Genomic DNA, 19,297 nt, shown 5'->3' on the forward strand with positions numbered 1-19,297 from the left:
AATAAAAAAATTTCTTTTTCTTATTGAAAAAATTGACAAATGCCTGCATAAATACAGGGCTATTTAACATTATTTTTATAGGAAAATTGAATGGAAGTTCGACAGCGTAGTTTAGTTGCAGGTATTTTAGCAGCGACGTTATTGGTAGCACCTTTGGCTGAGGCAAAACGTGCGGGTGGTGGTAAAAGTCATGGTATGAGCCGTTCTGCCACACCAACCCAGTCTTATCAACAACCTCGTCAAGCGACACCTGCACAACAACCTGTTGCCCCTGCAACTGCACCACAAAAGTCTGGTCCAGGTGTAGGTAGTATGGTCGCCGCGGGTGTTGCGGGTGCTGCTATTGGTGCTGTTGCTGCAAATGCACTTGCAGATGACAATACAGCAAGCCAAGCTACAGCCGCTGAAGAGGAAAAAGGTGGAATTCCGAGTTGGATCTGGATATTACTCGCCGCTGCTGGTGCCTTCTTCATTTTCCGCAAGATGGGCGCAAAAAAAAAATTAACATCCACTAACCCGTATGCACCAAATAATGGCGGTCAAGCTGCATCGCCATTTGGTCAAGCACCTGTGGCACCACGCGCATCTACTGACAATACCAACATTTTTGGTCAATCTGTAGCTGGCGGTGCTGCAACTCAAGCGCCAGTCAATACCGCACCCTTTGGTTCAGCCTACACCAACAGTGGTAGTCAACTCCCTGATGGTACAGAACCTGCTGCGTTCTTACGTATTGCACGTCAGCGCTTTAATCATATTCAGTCTATGAATACTGCAAGTAACATTGAAGAAATCCGTCGTTACCTCACGCCAGATTTATATCAATCAATGTATAACGACATTATGACCAACCGTGATCAAGATGTTGCTGAGTTCTCTAACTTAAATGCAATGGTTACAGATTCTGCAACTGAAAATGGTCAATATGTTGTAAGTGTTCGCTTTACAGGTACAGTCAGTGAAGACCTCAATAGTTTGCCGCAACCATTTGCCGAAATCTGGCATTTTGTTAAACCTGCGGGTTCAACCCAAGATTGGCTGGTTGCTGGTATTCAGCAGGCTTAATCATTGAAATATTTAAAAACAGCGACTTCGGTCGCTGTTTTTATTTGCCATTGAATCAAGCTAATATCGAATGAATAACATCTATTTCTAGCCAAGATCAAGCACCAAATAGAAGGATACCAATATGCAACCACTGCTTTGCTATAAAACACTTCCCATTTGGAAGCATGACACCATTCCACACGCATTTCAGCAAGCTCACAATACCAAACAAGGCACATGGGCAAAACTGAATATTTTAAAAGGCGAATTAGACTTCGCCATGCTGAATGAGCAAGGAGAAATCCTTTCTGAACTTCATTTCAGCCCAATCAAACAACCACCATTCATTGAACCACAAGCTTGGCATCGTATTGTGGCATTCAGCCCCGATATTGAATGCCAGCTCAGTTTCTATTGCCAAGCCAATCAATTATTCACTCAAAAATATCAACTTACGCCGACCCATTCCGAAATTTTAGCAGCCCTTCCACATCTTCAAGGTGGCAAAGCACTTGATGTCGGTTGCGGTTCAGGACGTAATGCCCTTTTTTTGGCTCAACATGACTTTGAAGTTGATGCATGGGATGTAAATGTACAAAGCATACAACGTTTGGAACAAATAATTACGGCTGAACAAATTACCAATATTCACACCCAACTGCGTGATTTAAATCTAAATCAGCAAATTGAAGGGCAATATGATTTCATCTACTGCACCGTGGTAATGATGTTTTTACAAGCACATACAATTCCTCCACTCATCGCACAAATGCAGCAAGCGACCAAGTCTGGCGGTTATAACTTGATTGTATGTGCGATGGACAGTGAAGATTATCCAGTGCAGTCCGACTTTCCTTTTAGCTTTAAGGCGGGTGAGCTGAAAGCATATTATGAAAGTTGGACTATCCTTAAATACAATGAAAATGTTGGTGAACTACATCGTACAGATGAACAAGGACAACGCATTAAACAACGCTTTGCCACGATTTTTGCACAAAAAATCTAATGTTAGAGCATAAAAAACCCGCCAGATGGCGGGTTTTTTATGCATTGGATCTTATAAACGAACCAATTTCACGATTTGTTCTGCAAGTTCTTCCGCTTGTTCAGCAGTAAAGCTCACATCAGTTGCATCAGCAAGGTCTGTAATTACAACCACACCCGTTTCACGCAATAAAGTAACTTGTTCTGAGGTTAAACCTGCTTTAGCAATGGCTACAACACCTTGTTGAATCAACAAGCTTTCTAAGATTTGGGCTTGCTCAAGTGCTTTTGCTGTTACAGTCACAACTGCTGGTTTTTGACCTAAACGTGCAGCACGGTCTTCCGCAGAAACAGGGTTTGCATGCGCAGACCACTCAACAGATTCTTCCACCATACCCGCACCAATCGTTACGTTATTCAAACGATCAATGAAGATAAACGAACCTGTATAACGGCTGTCTTGATAACGGTCAAACACCACTGGTGCATCAAATTCAACAGTCACATTGGCAATCGCATTTAGATCAAGATGATCCACTTGCATTTGCTCAAGTGTGTTCACGTTCGTACGGAAGTTAATGGCAGTCACTTTGGCAGGAACAGTTTGCGTACCCACTTTTAAGTTATACAACTTGCCAATCACCAGCGGTTGATCCGCCATCCATACCACAGTCGCTTTTATAGAACGAGAAATTGCAGGAACACCCTGATCCGCACGCACCAACATATTACCGCGTGATACATCAATTTCATCGTTTAGCGTTAATGTCACCGCTTGACCTGCAAATGCATGTTCAAGGTTGCCATCAAAAGTCACGATTTCTTTAACCGTTGAAGACTTACCTGATGGTAAAGCAACAACTTTATCGCCCACATTAATTTCACCAAGGGCAATCGTTCCCGCAAAACCACGGAAGTCGAGATTCGGACGGTTTACATATTGCACAGGGAAACGGAAATCACGCTTCGCGGTATCACGGTTAATTTGTACCGACTCCAGCGTACCCATTAGGGTTTCGCCTTTGTACCACGGTGTGTGTTCCGAAACATTCACCACGTTATCGCCATTCAATGCAGAAATAGGCGTAAAGATGATGTTGCTTGGCTTACGGTCACCCAATTGGCTGACGAAGTTGCCATATTCCGCTTGAATTTCATTGAAACGGGTTTCAGAGAATTCAACCAAGTCCATTTTGTTAATCGCAACAATAATGTTCTTAATACCCAACAAGCTTGCAATATACGTGTGACGACGTGTTTGTGTTTGTACGCCATAACGTGCATCAATCAAAATGATCGCAAGGTCACAAGTAGACGCACCTGTTGCCATGTTACGCGTATATTGCTCATGCCCTGGTGTATCGGCAATGATGAACTTACGTTTTTCAGTGGAGAAATAACGATAGGCTACATCAATGGTAATCCCCTGCTCACGTTCTGCTTGTAAACCATCTACAAGAAGTGCCAAGTCAGGTGCATCGCCTGTTGTACCCACTTTTTTAGAGTCACGAGTCACGGCTTGCAATTGATCTTCATAGATCAATTTTGAATCATAAAGTAAACGACCGATTAAAGTACTTTTACCATCATCGACATTACCGCAAGTCAAGAAACGTAATAAGTCTTTATTTTCGTGTTGTTTCAAATATGCCAAGATGTCTTGGCTAATCAGTTCAGATTGATGAGACATTGCTCAAACTCCACAAATTCGTTGAAATCGTTTTAATCCTGAATCTCCCTAAATCCCTCTTAATCAAAGAGGGACTTTTTCTCCTCTCTTTCTTACAGAGAGGACGGGAGAGATTAATTAGAAATAGCCTTCTTGCTTTTTCTTTTCCATCGAGCCTGCTTCATCATGGTCAATCATACGACCTTGACGTTCAGAGCTTGTGGCAAGCAGCATTTCTTGAATAATTTCCGGTAAGGTATTGGCAGTTGATTCAACCGCGCCCGTGAGTGGGTAACAGCCTAAAGTACGGAAACGTACCGATTTCATTTGTGGAACTTCGCCTTCTTTTAAAGGCATGCGCTCATCATCAACCATGATGAGTGTACCGCTACGTTCAACCACAGGACGTTCCGCAGCTAAATATAAAGGTACTAGTGGAATACTTTCCAAATAGATGTATTGCCAAATATCAAGCTCAGTCCAGTTTGACAATGGGAACACACGAATACTTTCGCCTTTGTTCACTTTACCGTTGTAAAGATTCCAAAGCTCAGGACGTTGGTTTTTAGGGTCCCAACGATGCTTGCTATCACGGAAAGAATACACACGTTCTTTCGCACGTGATTTTTCTTCATCACGACGTGCGCCACCAAAGGCAGCATCAAAACCATATTTATCCAGTGCTTGTTTTAAGCCCTGAGTTTTCATGATGTCGGTATATTTTGAACTGCCATGATCAAATGGATTGATCCCAGCGTCTTTACCTTCTTTATTTTGATGTACGATCAAATCGAAACCATGGGTTTTTGCCATGTTGTCACGGAATGTGATCATCTCTTTGAATTTCCAGCCTGTATCGACATGCAATAGTGGGAATGGAAGTTTTGCAGGATAGAACGCTTTCAAGGCAAGATGCAGCATGACAGCTGAGTCTTTACCAATAGAATACAACATCACCGGATTTTCAAATTCGGCAGCTACTTCACGAATAATGTGAATACTCTCAGCTTCAAGCTGTTTAAGATGAGTAAGTCTTTCCTCATTTATTGACATCGACAACACCGATTACTAATTCGTGCTTATTACACATTCAACAATTGATATTCATTATAGAGATTTACTAATCACAACTATTGCTTGTTTTATTATATTGATATGCAAAATTATCATATAGAGCATAACTAATAATAACTATAAGTTTTCAAGCTATAGTGAATCTCTACCCTTTCAAAATGTTTGCAAAGTCTTGGAAGATTTTAGCCTATTCACTCTTTGCCTGCGCGGCAGCTTCGCGCTGTTGCCTTAATTCAACACGCTTTTGAATTTCTGCACGCTCTAAATCATATTGCTTTTTATTCTCTGCATCGCTTTTTGCAGCTAAAAGTGCCATGCCAAGAATAAACACTGGAATGAACAGTCCAAATGCCATTAATTTCCAAGGTATGGGCTTTTTGTTCACTTCTGGTTGGCTCATAGGTGATTTAACTCAAATCTTGCATTCTTCATTACGCAACAATATAACAAAAAAGAGCCTCAATAATGAGACTCTTTTTCACAAAGATTAATCTAAAAATGACTTAAAAATTGCCCGTACATTGTGGGTTTTGACTTGCATCTTTCTGTGCGTCGGTCAACACAATACCTGTAGCAGCAGACATATTTGCTTGAATAAAATCGACAGCATCCTCATTTTTACATACGATTGCTTGTGTATGTGTTGCATTCGGTACGATCGTCAGTTTATATCCATCAGCATAATTATTTTGCGGGAAATAGTTTGTCGCCTTTGCTTGCATATTTGCATGCAAAGCTTGTGTAACTACAGGCAATACTGCCTGATCTTTCTCTCCCTGAATAATAAATACAGGTGTTTTAATCACTTTTGCTGCGGTTGCATTGGTGGCTGGTTGATTGTCTATCAGGAACTTTTGAACCACTGGATCTGTTTTTATTTTATTTAAATCAATGCCATATTGAGCAATTAAATGGGTAGGATCTTTCAAGAAATCAAGTACGCCAACTTTGAATAGTTCCTGCAAACCATTCGCACTATTTGGGTCTGCATAACCCAAACATGCGCCATCATCGCCCGTACGGCCATATGCTTTTTCTGCAATATCCGCAGCACCCGCTGTAAAGATATTTTTTAAATCATAATTAGGTTGATATGCTTTAATACCTGAACTGGTAAGTGCTGCATAAGCCAACAATTCAGCATAACCATCTGCAATTTGATCAATTGCCGCTTGTCCTTGTTCTGCTGTAATGATGTTGTTTGCAACTGCATATCGAACTTTTAGTAATTGCTCATCTAATCTATTCACACCCTTAGATTGATTATTTTCATCAAGATTCAACTGCGGATCGAGATAAATTTGAATAATTGTTCCTAAGCTTGACGCTGGTGCACCTGCAACTGCTCCTTTATAACTGCTGTCCGTATTGGCAAATTCAGCAGTGCCCAAGGAAGCATGTCCACCTTGTGACTGACCAATCGACATCCATGCGCCATTTAACTGCTTACCGTAATGATCTTTCGCGGCTTTTACCGCTGCAATTGCGGAATTAGCCTGACTAGATAAGTTCAAATAAGGATGTACACCTGCTGTACCCAACCCCTCATAATCTGGTGCAATGATGACATAACCCGCGGCCAATAAGGTATCTGCAAGAATTTTAAAGCGAGGGTTAAGTAGATTTTTACTTGGAGCACAGTCATCTCCACCTCCAACAGTCCCATGTTCCCAGACCACAACTCGGTAGCCATCTTTAGGTTGAATGGCTTTTGGAAACAAAACCATGGCAGTGGCTGTTGCGGTTTTCCCTTGAACATTGGTCATATTATAGGTCATGACTTTAATCGATGAACTATTCTCTACGGTATCTAAAGCATAATTTCCTTCAGATAAATAGGTTTTATTTGAATCGGCCACCGTGTTATCGTCATCATCATTACAAGCTGTTAAAAATAGACTTGAAAGTGTCAATGTAAGTGCCAAAGCTATTTTCGTGCGCTTCATAAAATATCCTTTTTTTAATCTTTATTTTTTGGGCATGAAACTACATGCAGAATGATTAAGGCATAAAAAAAGTGCCCTGTATAGGACACTCTTTAACCATATGGTCATTTTAAATCGTTAATTCTAAAAAAATTCCCATAAAAATTACCAATCCTACCCAACGATTGTGACGGAATGCCCAAAAACAAATCTGAGGATCACGATCTTTGGTTTTAGCAGCTTGATAAATAAAATCACCTGCAACGATCATTAAAGCAAGCAGGCCAAATGGCATGAATAACTGTTCTAAAAATAAAACCGTCCCTATTAAAATTACACTGAGCAACTGCAACATGCCAATAATTTGAATATCATAACGACCAAATAAAATCGCGGTTGATTTCACCCCAATCTTTAAATCATATTCACGATCAGTAATGGCATATTGCGTATCATAGGCAACTGTCCACGCCAAATTACCAAAATATAATAGCCAGCAGCTTAATCCCAAAGGTTCTCCCACTGAGGTATACGCCATCGGAATAGACCATGAAAATGCAGCCCCCAGAAATACCTGCGGTAAATGGGTATAGCGCTTCATAAAAGGATAGATAAAAGCCAGAAATAGCGCACCGAAAGAACAATAAAAAGTCTCTATCGGTAAAAAAAACAGCATACAGGCGCTGGCAAAAACCAAGATTAAAAAGACATAAATCGCTTCTTTTGCACTAATCACCCCTGTTGCCAAAGGCCTATTTTTGGTTCGCTCTACATGAGCATCGACTTTACGATCGGCGAAGTCATTAATGGCACAACCTGCAGCACGCATAAAAATAGTGCCCAAAATCATTGGAATTAAAATTCCTAAACTTGGCATGCCCTTATTTGCAATCCATAAAGCCCACATGGTTGGCCAAAAGACCAATTCGGTACCAATAGGTTTATCAAAACGACATAAATAATAATAAGCTTCTAAGCGTTCACGCCAAGTAATATGTTGCACCGTAGCCATGAAAATCCTTCAACAATTTCATAATTTGGTTTTGCGTAGATACTGCTCGAATGCAGGTAAGAACGTTTCTTGCACAATAAATTTACAACCATGCCAAGTATAACAACTTTGGCGTGTCCAACCATCTTCCAGCCAAATCACACGACGTTCACATGCTGGATTGGTACGCTGGAACAGAAACCAGCCAATAGGTTTTGTGCCAATATGTTTAAAAAGTCTTGCTCGACCTTGCAAACTCAGAATCGGAAAAATACTTTTCGCTTTAACCCAAGGCTGCGTATCATTGCCGTATAAAAAACTTTCTCTAACCCATGACGTATGCTGAAATGGCATTTCCATCCATTTTGCATCAATAAAATGTAGGCGTTGAAAATGCTCTTTCATAGGTTGTACCCTAAATTTTCCACCCGCCAAATCCGTGAGTTGCTGCGTCAATGAACCTGTAGCATACAACCATGTTTTCAGTTCAGTTGGAATCTGCTGCTGCATAACCTTACCTGTTTAATTGATCTGCTGTGCGCTTAAACGCTTTTTGCGTTATGAAGAATGTCGTTGATTCAATTCTAGGATCAATCTTTAACAATTATCTGTTTTTGCAATGACTTCAAACTTCCCTTGCGGGGTTTTCACCAATATGAACCCTTCGGCGCTCAAGTAAAAACTTTGGGGATAATCATAGTCGAGTGCCAACTCAGGGCTTTTCAGGGCAACAAACTCTGCCTGCTTATAACCTTCTGGAGTACGCCCAACTTCAATATAGGTCACCATTGAAAAATTCAGTTTAAAACCTTTGTCATGGTCTTTGGGATCAATCCACGGATAAAAACTGGTATGTTTCTTACGCTGTGCCATAAAGCTGATCTATTTTTTTAAATAAAACAGATAATACAAAAAAAACCCGCGACGAGCGCGGGTTTTTTACAGTGGAATTCAGTTCAGAATTACAAGCTGTAGTACATATCGAATTCAACTGGGTGAGTTGTCGTATTAAGACGACGAACTTCTTCAGTTTTAAGTTCGATGTACGCATCAAGCATTTCTTTAGTGAATACACCACCTTTCAATAAGAATTCGTTATCCGCTTGAAGTGCTTCAAGTGCCATATCTAGGCTATGAGCAACTGTAGGGATTTTAGCTTCTTCTTCTGGAGGAAGGTCATACAAGTTCTTGTCAGCAGCTTCACCTGGGTGAATCTTGTTTTGGATACCGTCGATACCCGCCATTAACAATGCTGCAAAACCTAAGTACGGGTTCATCATTGGATCTGGGAAACGAGCTTCAATACGTTTGCCTTTAGGGCTAGAAACGTAAGGAATACGGATAGAAGCAGAACGGTTACGTGCTGAGTAAGCCAACATAATCGGAGCTTCGAAGTGTGGAACTAAACGCTTGTACGAGTTTGTAGAAGGGTTTGTAATTGCGTTCAATGCACGAGCATGCTTGATCACACCACCGATGAAGTAAAGCGCCATTTCTGAAAGACCAGCGTATTCATCACCAGCAAACAAGTTCTTGCCATCTTTAGAGATTGACATGTGAACGTGCATACCAGAACCATTATCACCAACCATTGGTTTAGGCATGAAAGTTGCAGTTTTTGCATATTGGTGCGCAACATTCCAAACAGCATATTTGAACTGTTGTACTTCGTCTGCTTTACGAACCATTGTGTTGAAGCTCACGCCAATTTCTAACTGGCAAGATGCAACTTCGTGGTGATGTACTTCTACACGACCTGGACCCATGATGTCTTCAATTTTTGCACACATTTCTGCACGCATATCGTGTGAAGAGTCAACTGGAGGAACTGGGAAGTAACCACCTTTAACACGTGGACGGTGACCAGAGTTTCCGCCTTCGTAGTCTTTGTTTGTTGACCAAGCAGCTTCTTCAGCGATTAATGTATGGCGCGCGCCAGACATATCGATTTCCCACTTCACTTCGTCAAATACAAAAAATTCTGGTTCTGGACCAAAGAATGCAGTATCACCAATACCTGTAGATTTTAGGTATTCTTCTGCACGGCGAGCAATAGAACGTGGGTCACGGTCATAACCTTGACCAGTTGATGGCTCGATGACATCACAAGTAACAACTACTGTAGGCTCAGCGAAGAACGGGTCGATAAAACCAGTTTCAGCATCTGGGCGTAAAATCATGTCAGACGCTTCGATACCTTTCCAACCAGCAATTGAAGAACCGTCAAACATTTTACCGTCTTCAAAAGTATCTTCATCAATTGTATCTGCTGGGTAAGTTACGTGCTGTTCCTTACCTTTAGTATCAGTAAAGCGGAAATCGACCCATTTTGCGCCACTTTCTTGGATGAGTTGAAGGACCTTGTTCGCCATGCTCATTTTGCTCCGATGATTTTTTGTTGCACCTGTGGAGTGCGTGTTAGTAGTTGGCAGTTATAAAGCAATTCTCATACCAACTTTTAAAAAGCAAAGCTAAAACATTGAATTATTTATCAGAATACAAGATTTATAAACTTTGCTTCCACCCTATTATACTGTTTGAAAAATGAAATGCACCATATTCAATCATTTTCATTATTAAGCAATTAACCAAACCACAAAAGGAACCAAAATAGTGCATTTAAATACAAATGACATAATCCAGTGCATTTTTTAGCGCATTTTTTAACACTTATGTCTTTTTTATTTATAGACCACAGATTCGTTCATCAGAAATGCTTATAAAAAATATAAACCGCTATCAATGTAACAATAAAAACTCATGTTTTTGAGCTTATCGAGCAGTACACATCGTTCATCCAATCATTTAAAACTGCGCTTATGTCTCAAAAGATGCACCACTTTATTGCTACTCATGACTCACCTTGTGCATCAAAAATCCTCCAACAGCATGAGCAATAAATGAGAATACTCAATATCTAGTAAAAATCAGTCACGTTTATAGGCGATTTCTAATTTTTGACCAATAATATAATAAACCGTGATCAATTCAGATCTATATAAGTACAACACTGCAAGAATAAAGGTAGGACAACAACACTCTCCTATTGAATCTGGTCTAGGTAAAATTGAGGTATTGAACCTGCGATACTATTACCTACAGCTTCCAAAAAACTTTAGCTACAGATCAATGGAGATGATGGCATCTCCCCTTTTTATGATGCAGTACGAGTAGACCACCAACATAAAAACGAACCTAAAGTGACCAAAGCTGCACCTTGCCAAAATGACCATGACAGCTCTAAATCAAGCAACTGCATAGCAATTAATGAGGAAATAATCGGTGTGAAATAAGAGGCGGCTGTCAGTAATTGAATATTGCCATATAAGATTCCAATGTTCCAAGCCGCATAACCTAATCCAAATGCAGCCGCACTAACAGCCAAATAAATAAAACTTTGCACTTGAAGTGCAGGAATTTGAAAATCGCCTATCCAAAGATATTTAAGCCATAAGGCCACAGCAGTTAGACAAAAAAATAGGGCGATTGCATTCTGACCATTGCCAATTTTTTTCGTGAGTATGCAATACGCTGCCCAAATAAAAGCTCCCATTAATGCTAGAGCGTAGCTAATGGGGTTAAGCGCAATATTCTGTGTAATCTGGTTTAAACTAAACTCGCCACTTCCAGTTTGAACCTGAATAATGCCAAATAAAGTCAGTAATATCCCCACAATCACTAAAGGATGGAACTTTTGCTCTTTGGTTAAAATTAAAAGTAGAACGGTCAGGCTTGGCCACAAATAATTCAGAATACTCACTTCAACGGCTTGTTGATTGTTTTGAGCAAATGCTAAAGAAAGTGACAGGCATAACTCATAAGCAACAAACAAAATAGAGCCGAAAATCAGATAAGATTTAGGGAATAAATGTAATTTGGGTGGTTTAAATAAGATCAGTAAAATGACGGAACTTAAACTGTAAATTAAACAGATACCCAAAATTGGACCGAATCCATCCGTAACTTGTCTTAATAACCCGACAATAGAAGCCCAGAACAAAATGGCACACAATCCAATTATAGTGGCGAAACGATGTGACATAATCTCCTAATTAACCCGCGTAAAATTCATGTGAATGTAGCAATAGTCAGATGATGCGACAAGGTATTTATGACAAAGACGAATCAATATCATTTAATCAAAGCCCTATCCAAATCGGACAGATCATACTAGATACGCAGCTTAAAATTACATGTTTTGCATTGTCCTCTCTTCCCCCCAAAGAGATGTCATACCATCACTGTTTATTTGACAGGAAATAATCATGAACTATAAATATTTACTTCATTGTTTAATTCGCACCTTGCACCAAATTTTGCTTGGGTAATAACTTGCAACCACAAGATAAAGCATCATTGACCCGCGCAGCTGCCTTACCCATGACCAACATATGCATATCCCCCGATACAATAGTCGCGACCACTTTATGTAAAGGGCAAGTTGCTTTATCTCCAACACAAGCAACGGCAATTCCCTCGACTAAGAAACTAGAATTGCCAGAAATTACTTTTCCGCCACCTGTTGTTGGACATCCAACTGTTATATAAGGCGTCGCCATACCCCTATCCCCTTATTAGCAACTAAAGTACTTCAAACTCAATTCTACGATTTTTTTTACGTCCCTCTATTGAGGCATTATCCGCGACAGGTTTCTCTGAACCTAATCCAGCCGTACTTAAACGTCCTGCAACAATTTCTTTTTGAATCAGATACATTTTGACGGCTTCTGCGCGTGCCAAGCTCAATGCCACATTCTTTTTAGCATCACCAGAGCTATCAGTATGACCAATAATTTTGACGTTCTTGTCTCGTACTTTATTTAATGCTACTGCCATCTCATCCAGAATTTTTGTTCCTGTAGCCGTTAAAATTGCACTTCCAGATTCAAATTCTACAATTCGATCTTTCAAAGCATCATCTACGATTTTTTGTTCGGATTGGTTAATCGTAAAACTCGTATTTACCCGATAAGGTGGTTGCACAAGGGATTGAAACATAGATGTAACTGGTTGAATTTCTGTTGGATTCAGCAGTTTTCCTATTAATTCAACTTGCGTTCCTTTTACAGTTAACTTACCAGCCGTGATTTTTTTTAAATCCGTAGTAATCACCCGTGCCACAGTATCATCCCAAGCTTGGGGTGTCGCTACAGGTCGTATCTGGATTTTATCCACAACCTGATCCTGCCCATAAACAGCATACAATTTCTGTAAAATTGCCTGTTTACTGGTTTGATTAGCAACCACACCTTCAACAATAACAGGCTGTGCATAAAGTAATGCACTGGACAAAAACCCACATGCCAAGATGATATTTTTGCAAATCATTCTCTTTTTAAAATTCATTTTTATGTTAGCCACGAATAAATGTTTGTTTAAAAAATTTAATACCTTGATTGAGGCTTAATTGCCGTTCACACAAAGCTTGTTCTAATACAGCTAAACCTGCATTTTGTTCTAAATAGCTGTCTATCCATTCTGCCTGAATCAGAGAAACCCAGCGTTCAGTGGTAAAATTTTGCATAAAAATATCACTGAGTGCTGAAATATCAGCACCTTGAAAACCAAAGAGTAAAATAGGCTCTTCAGCATGAAGCAGTCCAATCAAGACCTCTGTATTTTGGCTGCCAATGAACAAATAAATTAAATTGACCCAGAATGCCGCGATTTCATAACGATAATGTGCATTATGAATTGGTAGAATCAAGACTTTATTTAAATTGGCAACACCGAAACTGAGAATAGGCTGCAATAATAATCCTAAGCCAATCATACTTTGAGCAAGCTGATAACTATTCATTTTCATTAAACTAGCAAATGAATACATGGTCTGATTGTCAAAGAAATCTAGGCTGACATTAAGATTACAGCTCAGCTTATCACGACCAAAATTTGATAATTGTTCTAATAATTGATCAGGTTCCTGAATCGCTTGCAGCTTTTTATTTGTTTGAAATAAATCAATTAACAAAGGTTTATACACAACTGGTGCATAAGACAAATTCTGTATTGGCTTAGGAACTTCAAGTAAATGACACAATACCATTGGAAACTTTCGCCCCGAAGCATCTTCACTAGCTTCTAAGTTGGCAAGTAACAGCGGTGATTCCATTGGATTAGCAATGAAAAAGTCTAAGCTCGGTAAAGTTTGATATGCCTTTTCGAAATCAGGTTTTTGCATCGCCAACTCCAATGCCTCCGTCATCCAGCGATCAATCATTTGAATAACGTTAGACTGCCCCTTACTTTTTAAGAAGTCGCCACGTGCTGGACTCTTGCCAAAATAAAATGATGCCGTTTTACTTATTTGCATTGAGTCTCTCCCTCACTCCTTCTCAATCGTCGTATCATTGTGGTTTTACTCCTGATAAAACTTGTGAAGTAGACGTCAAATTTTGAGGTTCTGCTTTTATATTGACTTGGGTCGGTGCAACTTGTGCAGCAACAACCCGCACAGCTTTGTCCATAACCACTTTATCAACCAGTTGTAATCCGGCATAACCTCGACCAGCACCAACATTACTGCCACTATTACCACTAATCAGGCGGAAGTTTAGCTTCACAAAAAGTGATGGATCTTTCGGGCTTGACCAAGTCATTTCAAAACTACCGTTTTGTTGTTTTCTTTGCGCAGAATCAATCAGTCGGTTAATGCCATATTCACCTGGCGCCTCAAAAATTGTATGGGTTTGCCCTGCTAAGTCGACGGCAGTAATTCTGACACCAGGAATTGCATTTTGATTTGGCCAAATAAAATTCACCCACTGCTGTATTCCATTTTCATACACCATTCTTTGACCATCAATATCGATGCTATAAGACAGCAATTTTGGATTTGGTAATGGATAGAATTGGAAATTCGATTGACTCGCTGCAGCAGAAGGTGTTGTTTGATTTAAATCACCTGTCGCTACGCCATTAGCAGGGGCAACATAACTTTGAAAATTCATCACAAACTGCGGGTTTAGACCTATACCTAAATCTTTCCATGTTTTAGATGACAACATATATCCACGACGGATCACCAAAGGATCCAGACTTTCTTTAACAAAACGGGCAATACTGCCTGTCTCACCAAAAATCTGTGCAATTTCCGCACTGGTCGCTTGTATCGTCGCGCCCTGATTAAATGGATATTTTTGCCCCAAAGTCATGCTAAATGGTTGATAAGCCTGCATCACCCATAATTTATTCAGTTCGTTTTGTGCAGGTGGCAATAACGCATTAAAAGCTTGGGTCAATGGGCTTACCAATAGACGTTGTAACACCTGCTGATCTGTCGCATTCAGCCCAACCATTAATTTTTCATCCACAATTTTCTGTGTGGTATTAAATACTGAAGTTTGTTCATTAATGGTTTGTTTAACAACGGTCAAAGCGCTTGGACCAATGTCACCTGCATTTTTTAAATCATTAAACTTACTACGCACCTGAGAAAGATTGTTTAAATACTCATCTAAAAGAGACTGGTTTTGCTGATCATCACGCTTACGTACCAATTGGTAGAAAAATACAAACTCTTGCGATATTGGCCCTTGAGCCTGATTAATGGCTTTCTTTATGGCATCTTCGTTATTTTGTCTTAATATCGTACGCTTAAACCATGCAACAAAACCTGTTTGTGGGGCTGCCAATTCAGCTTGTACAACAGGGTTATCCCAACTGGTTTCCTTGGTTACACGTTCGATCAATATTCTGATTGGTGAGTTTTGTGGTTCGCCTAAGATTTCGACAATACGAGCGTCACTATTAAAGTCTGTTCCTTTGGCATAATGTACGGCGTTCAGGAACTTTTTCCATTCTGCAATATATTCCTGCTTATACAGTTGCGTGAGTTGTTTTCGAATTTGGTCTGGGCTTCCAGTAAAGGTTAAATCATCCGATTGGGTCGTATTCAGCACCCAATCTTTCGTATCAGTGGGTTTATTCGCAGCATCTTCAATCGCTTGAGCAACATAATCATCCCATGCCTTATAAGTAAATACACCGGGCAGCGCGTAGCCTCCCATTAATGTGGTCTTGTTACTTTCACCGACAATCTGACCAACAGTCAGTGCAGGAAAACGAACTGATGCCCGCATTTTAATTTCATTATAAACTCGGTCTCGTGCAGGCATACCCCGCACTACAGCCACCATGACTTGACGAGTTTGATCCACCAATTGGGTATCTGCTTCTAATACAGGGAACTGTTTTTGATTTGCTAAAGACATCGCATAAGTTAAAACTTGCTCCGCTTTTTGCGTCAGCTCACTTTGCGGCATGGCTCCACGATTTGCCAATAACCAAGAACGCCAGAACTTTGTCACCTGATCACTGAGATGACTTGCATCCATATACTGTGGATTGCTTAGCATGATATACGCTTTTAAAGCATTATAAGCATCTTGAGGATTGGTATCAGACGGTTCAAAGTACTGTTGATTTTTATTGGCTGCCAATTGCTGAATTTGTACATTGACATGATTCGCCTTCAGCGTTGCTTCATTGCTTTTAACCCGCTGCAAATATTGCTCGATATTCTGTTGCGAAGGTTCCAGCACAATCTGCCGAATACCTTTCAAATACTCACCTTGAAGCTTCTCACGTAATTCATCACCTTGATATAAACCAAATGAAAATTTGAAAGGGCGATCTTGATCAAAGGTATCTAATTGCTGCAATCGATTTTGTAGAATTAAAAGCGCTTCTAATTGTGTCCCCAAATCAGTTTCAGATGTTTTTTCCAACTGTTGGACTTTGTTGAGATCTGCTTGCACATCGAGAATCAATTGCTGATTATTACGATAAGACCAAACCCATACGCCAAGTACCATAGCGACAGTCATCAAACCCACCATAAAGCCCAAGTAACGTTGGCGTTTACGCAAAGGATTAATATGTTGCTTCACTAAATTCTTATCTTTCAAAATCACATTTGAAAATAAGCCTTTTAAGAAATAACCATGATTTTGTGCATTGGTTTTTTTCGATGAATCTCCAGAATGCAGCAAGTTTAGATCAAATTCTTGTGCAATTTGCTCCGTCATCGGGCTTTCAATGATGCCCTCCTGTAATGCACTGGTGAAATAGAAGCCACGAAATACAGGTTTAAATTGATAAGGATTGTCTTCAAACAATGCGGCAATAAAGGTCTTTACCGCTGGTTTTAATGTTTTGAATTCAAGCGGAAAAGTCATCACCCCAGGTGAAATATTCTGTGCGTGGCGACGACTTAGATGTGTGGTGCTTACGCTTTTTAAGCCATCAAATAGCGTATTATAATGTTGCTCAAATAAGTCTGAAGCATTGGGTGAAGAGTCTGCATGATACGGAAGTGTTGCACCCCACACTTGATCGAATTCCTGACCCTCATAACATTCAAAAAACTCAGTAAAACCCGCGATCAAATCCATTTTCGTAAACACCACATAAACTGGTGCAAAAACTTCTAATCGTTCTGTTAAGTCTTGAATCCGGGCTCTTAAGTTCTTGGCTAGTTTTAGTGATTTTTCAGGGCTCTGACTAATCAGTTCGGCAATACTAACCACCACAATTAACCCATTCACAGGTGCTTTCGGTCGATTTTTTTTCAATAGTTTTAGAAAGCCAAGCCATTCGCCATGATCCTCTGCATACACAGAGTAGCGACCCGCTGTATCTAATAAAACGCCGTCTGTGGAGAAAAACCAATCACAGTTTCTGGTTCCACTTAGCCCCGCAGAGACCACTTTTTGATGCGATTCTTCAAATGGAAACTTCAATCCAGAATTATAAATCGCCGAACTTTTACCTGCTGCTGGGTTACCAATAACCATATACCAAGGCAACTCATATAAAGCGGCATTACCCTTTTTATCCCCCAACTTTGATTTACGAATCAGTTGAATGGATTCTTTCATCTGCTGTTGAATCAGTCTTAGTTCTTCATTATTTTGGGTTTGACCGTACTCAGATTCAGTTTCTTTACCTATTGCTTCTGCAAGTTGTTCACCTTGCTGTTCATGTTTGCGACGCTGAATCAGCCAATAAATACCATAACCGATCAAACCTAAAAGATAGGCAATACATAGCATGATAAAGATATGCCGTGGCACAACATTAAATGAAGATATCAGAGCAACCAATATGGAAAGTGCAATCATTGCTTTTGGATTGGTAATGTACTGCCACAAGTAGCCTAAAATTGTATACATTGTTATCTCGTCAATTTTAATATTCTTAAGTATTTAATTCTGATAGTAATTCTTCAGACTGAAATATCACATGTGTGTGTGGAGCATCCAGACTGAACACAAAACTATGCATAGATTCAGGTGCTTGAAGCCCAAGAAGAAATCCGAAAATCTTAGCCAAACTTTGCGTATGTCCTAAACTGTAATGACTATATAAACAGTGATACGACTGTATGTTTGATGAACCAATATGGGTTGCTATTTGTTGAGCAACTTTCATTTGAGCAATATTATCTGGCACCACAAAAAACGGAGTTTCGTTCGCATATTGTTCTAAGTTTTCAATGCCTAATTTACCAATAAAATTCATCAAATTTATTTCGTTTTCAACCAGTTCGATCACTTTTACTCTGGATAATTCAGACACTTGTACTGATTCGGCTGCAATACAACAACTGCCAATGAACTCTGCAGGAATATATTGATCAATTGTCCATAGATGTTCGTCAATCATGTCCTGATCTATGGCTGAGTCAACCACGGTGATATATGAAATTTCATCCTTTTGATGCTGAATGGTTTTAAGCAGTTTAATCCATTCCGCATAGGCATTTTCTGTACCCCAATAATGGTAATGTACGTTTATTTGTTGTACTAACAGCCCTAAACTCTGCAAATACTCTTCAATTAATACATCACTCGATTGTTCATTCCAAACATGGAGTAAGTAATCGGAAAGTACCACATGAATATTCAACATATTGAGGCGAGGAATATCCATAACCATTGTTTGTTCTTCTTCATCTTCCTGATAATCGGAGCGAATCCAAGCAGGATGCATACGATATTCATAAGCAAGTTGCTGGTCATAAAACAGCGCTGAATTTTTCAAATGCTCCACAATAGTTAATAAGGAGGCACAATTTTCATTGAGTTCAGCCTGCATCAATGCCTGTATGCGTTGTTGAATTTCGCTTATCTCAGCGCGATCCATTTCATGGTCTAAAGACTCATCGACAGGATCAGGCATTCGGTAAGATAAAATTGGGTTACCCATCTGATTCACAAGTTTGGAGTCCAATGCGGGTGCAGGCATTTCCGCCATTTTTGCAAATATTTCTTGGTTTTTCCCCAAAGCAGATTGCAGCGAAGTTGCATAAACATTTAAACGTAGATATTCAGGATTGAGCCGATTTTGTGTATTTTCGCTTTCAAGGGATGGATGAGCTTCAATCAGTTTTGAATCTTGCTGCTTATTTTGTATAAATTGGTATAGCTTCCATATGAGATAAGGGCTTAGCACTACCAATGAAATCAAAAAAGGCATCAACACAAAATAAAGCAATAAATCTTGTGCTGTCGGTTCAAATTTAGCATCACGCCAGTAATAAATAATCAGCGTAGAACTTAAAATAAAGATACTTAAAACTGTACTGAATATAATTTTAAGCAT

16 protein-coding genes are annotated in these 19,297 nt (G+C 39.7%); 2 read left to right on the forward strand and 14 right to left on the reverse strand.

The features are described 5' to 3' along the window. Positions 1-90 precede the first annotated feature (90 nt). Positions 91-1,065 (forward strand): Tim44 domain-containing protein, encoded by a 975-nt coding sequence (locus DCO44_RS04305; protein ID WP_116759402.1) that lies wholly within the window; start codon positions 91-93, stop codon positions 1,063-1,065. Between the two features lie 124 nt (positions 1,066-1,189). Continuing rightward, positions 1,190-2,053 (forward strand): SAM-dependent methyltransferase TehB, encoded by an 864-nt coding sequence (gene tehB / locus DCO44_RS04310; protein WP_116759404.1) that lies wholly within the window; start codon positions 1,190-1,192, stop codon positions 2,051-2,053. A 51-nt stretch (positions 2,054-2,104) separates the two neighbouring features. Here tehB and cysN read toward each other — a convergent pair whose 3' ends face one another. From cysN to DCO44_RS04380, 14 genes are all read right to left on the reverse strand, one after another. Continuing rightward, entirely contained in the window at positions 2,105-3,721 is a 1,617-nt protein-coding gene (gene cysN / locus DCO44_RS04315) for a sulfate adenylyltransferase subunit CysN (protein WP_116759406.1), read from the reverse strand. Positions 3,722-3,838: 117 nt separating this feature from the next. Further along, positions 3,839-4,747: a sulfate adenylyltransferase subunit CysD gene (gene cysD, locus DCO44_RS04320; RefSeq protein WP_171065359.1), complete on the reverse strand. Its 909-nt coding sequence runs from the start codon at positions 4,745-4,747 to the stop codon at positions 3,839-3,841. A gap of 214 nt (positions 4,748-4,961) precedes the next feature. Further along, positions 4,962-5,174 (reverse strand): hypothetical protein, encoded by a 213-nt coding sequence (locus DCO44_RS04325; RefSeq protein WP_116759408.1) that lies wholly within the window; start codon positions 5,172-5,174, stop codon positions 4,962-4,964. A gap of 103 nt (positions 5,175-5,277) precedes the next feature. Beyond that, positions 5,278-6,720: an alpha/beta hydrolase family protein gene (locus tag DCO44_RS04330; RefSeq protein ID WP_116759410.1), complete on the reverse strand. Its 1,443-nt coding sequence runs from the start codon at positions 6,718-6,720 to the stop codon at positions 5,278-5,280. A 109-nt stretch (positions 6,721-6,829) separates the two neighbouring features. After that, complete coding sequence (gene ubiA / locus DCO44_RS04335; protein ID WP_116759412.1) at positions 6,830-7,711, reverse strand: 4-hydroxybenzoate octaprenyltransferase; 882 nt, start codon at positions 7,709-7,711, stop codon at positions 6,830-6,832. Positions 7,712-7,729: 18 nt separating this feature from the next. Then, positions 7,730-8,200: a chorismate--pyruvate lyase family protein gene (locus DCO44_RS04340; RefSeq protein WP_116759414.1), complete on the reverse strand. Its 471-nt coding sequence runs from the start codon at positions 8,198-8,200 to the stop codon at positions 7,730-7,732. A gap of 87 nt (positions 8,201-8,287) precedes the next feature. Beyond that, positions 8,288-8,563, reverse strand: a complete 276-nt coding sequence (locus DCO44_RS04345) for a hypothetical protein (RefSeq protein WP_116759416.1) — start codon at positions 8,561-8,563, stop codon at positions 8,288-8,290. Between the two features lie 89 nt (positions 8,564-8,652). After that, positions 8,653-10,068 carry a type I glutamate--ammonia ligase gene (gene glnA, locus DCO44_RS04350; protein ID WP_171304935.1) on the reverse strand — a complete coding sequence of 472 codons (1,416 nt, stop codon included), beginning with the start codon at positions 10,066-10,068 and terminating at the stop codon, positions 8,653-8,655. 776 nt (positions 10,069-10,844) lie between these two features. Further along, positions 10,845-11,732 carry an aromatic amino acid DMT transporter YddG gene (gene yddG / locus DCO44_RS04355; protein WP_116759420.1) on the reverse strand — a complete coding sequence of 296 codons (888 nt, stop codon included), beginning with the start codon at positions 11,730-11,732 and terminating at the stop codon, positions 10,845-10,847. 250 nt (positions 11,733-11,982) lie between these two features. Then, the gene (locus DCO44_RS04360) at positions 11,983-12,249 is read right to left on the reverse strand and encodes a PAAR domain-containing protein (protein ID WP_116759422.1); all 267 of its coding nucleotides are present in this window, start codon (positions 12,247-12,249) and stop codon (positions 11,983-11,985) included. A 22-nt stretch (positions 12,250-12,271) separates the two neighbouring features. Then, positions 12,272-13,018, reverse strand: a complete 747-nt coding sequence (locus tag DCO44_RS04365) for an OmpA family protein (RefSeq protein WP_416224517.1) — start codon at positions 13,016-13,018, stop codon at positions 12,272-12,274. Between the two features lie 25 nt (positions 13,019-13,043). Next, complete coding sequence (tagF, locus tag DCO44_RS04370) at positions 13,044-14,003, reverse strand: type VI secretion system-associated protein TagF (protein WP_116759426.1); 960 nt, start codon at positions 14,001-14,003, stop codon at positions 13,044-13,046. Between the two features lie 34 nt (positions 14,004-14,037). After that, the gene (tssM, locus tag DCO44_RS04375; protein WP_116759428.1) at positions 14,038-17,865 is read right to left on the reverse strand and encodes a type VI secretion system membrane subunit TssM; all 3,828 of its coding nucleotides are present in this window, start codon (positions 17,863-17,865) and stop codon (positions 14,038-14,040) included. A gap of 25 nt (positions 17,866-17,890) precedes the next feature. Beyond that, on the reverse strand, positions 17,891-19,297 hold the full coding sequence (locus DCO44_RS04380; protein WP_116759430.1) for a hypothetical protein: 1,407 nt from the start codon (positions 19,295-19,297) through the stop codon (positions 17,891-17,893).

Source organism: Acinetobacter sp. AM (genome assembly GCF_003105055.1).
In the GTDB taxonomy this organism is placed as follows: domain Bacteria; phylum Pseudomonadota; class Gammaproteobacteria; order Pseudomonadales; family Moraxellaceae; genus Acinetobacter; species Acinetobacter tibetensis.

Coding starts and splice junctions, on each gene's coding strand:
- tssM (WP_116759428.1), bottom strand. CDS start 17,865: ATGTATACAATTTTAGGCTACTTGTGGCAGTACATTACCAATCCAAAA.
- ubiA (WP_116759412.1), bottom strand. CDS start 7,711: ATGGCTACGGTGCAACATATTACTTGGCGTGAACGCTTAGAAGCTTAT.
- DCO44_RS04305 (WP_116759402.1), top strand. CDS start 91: ATGGAAGTTCGACAGCGTAGTTTAGTTGCAGGTATTTTAGCAGCGACG.
- cysN (WP_116759406.1), bottom strand. CDS start 3,721: ATGTCTCATCAATCTGAACTGATTAGCCAAGACATCTTGGCATATTTG.
- DCO44_RS04345 (WP_116759416.1), bottom strand. CDS start 8,563: ATGGCACAGCGTAAGAAACATACCAGTTTTTATCCGTGGATTGATCCC.
- DCO44_RS04340 (WP_116759414.1), bottom strand. CDS start 8,200: ATGCAGCAGCAGATTCCAACTGAACTGAAAACATGGTTGTATGCTACA.
- DCO44_RS04360 (WP_116759422.1), bottom strand. CDS start 12,249: ATGGCGACGCCTTATATAACAGTTGGATGTCCAACAACAGGTGGCGGA.
- DCO44_RS04330 (WP_116759410.1), bottom strand. CDS start 6,720: ATGAAGCGCACGAAAATAGCTTTGGCACTTACATTGACACTTTCAAGT.
- tagF (WP_116759426.1), bottom strand. CDS start 14,003: ATGCAAATAAGTAAAACGGCATCATTTTATTTTGGCAAGAGTCCAGCA.
- tehB (WP_116759404.1), top strand. CDS start 1,190: ATGCAACCACTGCTTTGCTATAAAACACTTCCCATTTGGAAGCATGAC.
- DCO44_RS04325 (WP_116759408.1), bottom strand. CDS start 5,174: ATGAGCCAACCAGAAGTGAACAAAAAGCCCATACCTTGGAAATTAATG.
- yddG (WP_116759420.1), bottom strand. CDS start 11,732: ATGTCACATCGTTTCGCCACTATAATTGGATTGTGTGCCATTTTGTTC.
- DCO44_RS04380 (WP_116759430.1), bottom strand. CDS start 19,297: ATGCTTAAAATTATATTCAGTACAGTTTTAAGTATCTTTATTTTAAGT.
- DCO44_RS04365 (WP_416224517.1), bottom strand. CDS start 13,018: ATGATTTGCAAAAATATCATCTTGGCATGTGGGTTTTTGTCCAGTGCA.
- glnA (WP_171304935.1), bottom strand. CDS start 10,068: ATGAGCATGGCGAACAAGGTCCTTCAACTCATCCAAGAAAGTGGCGCA.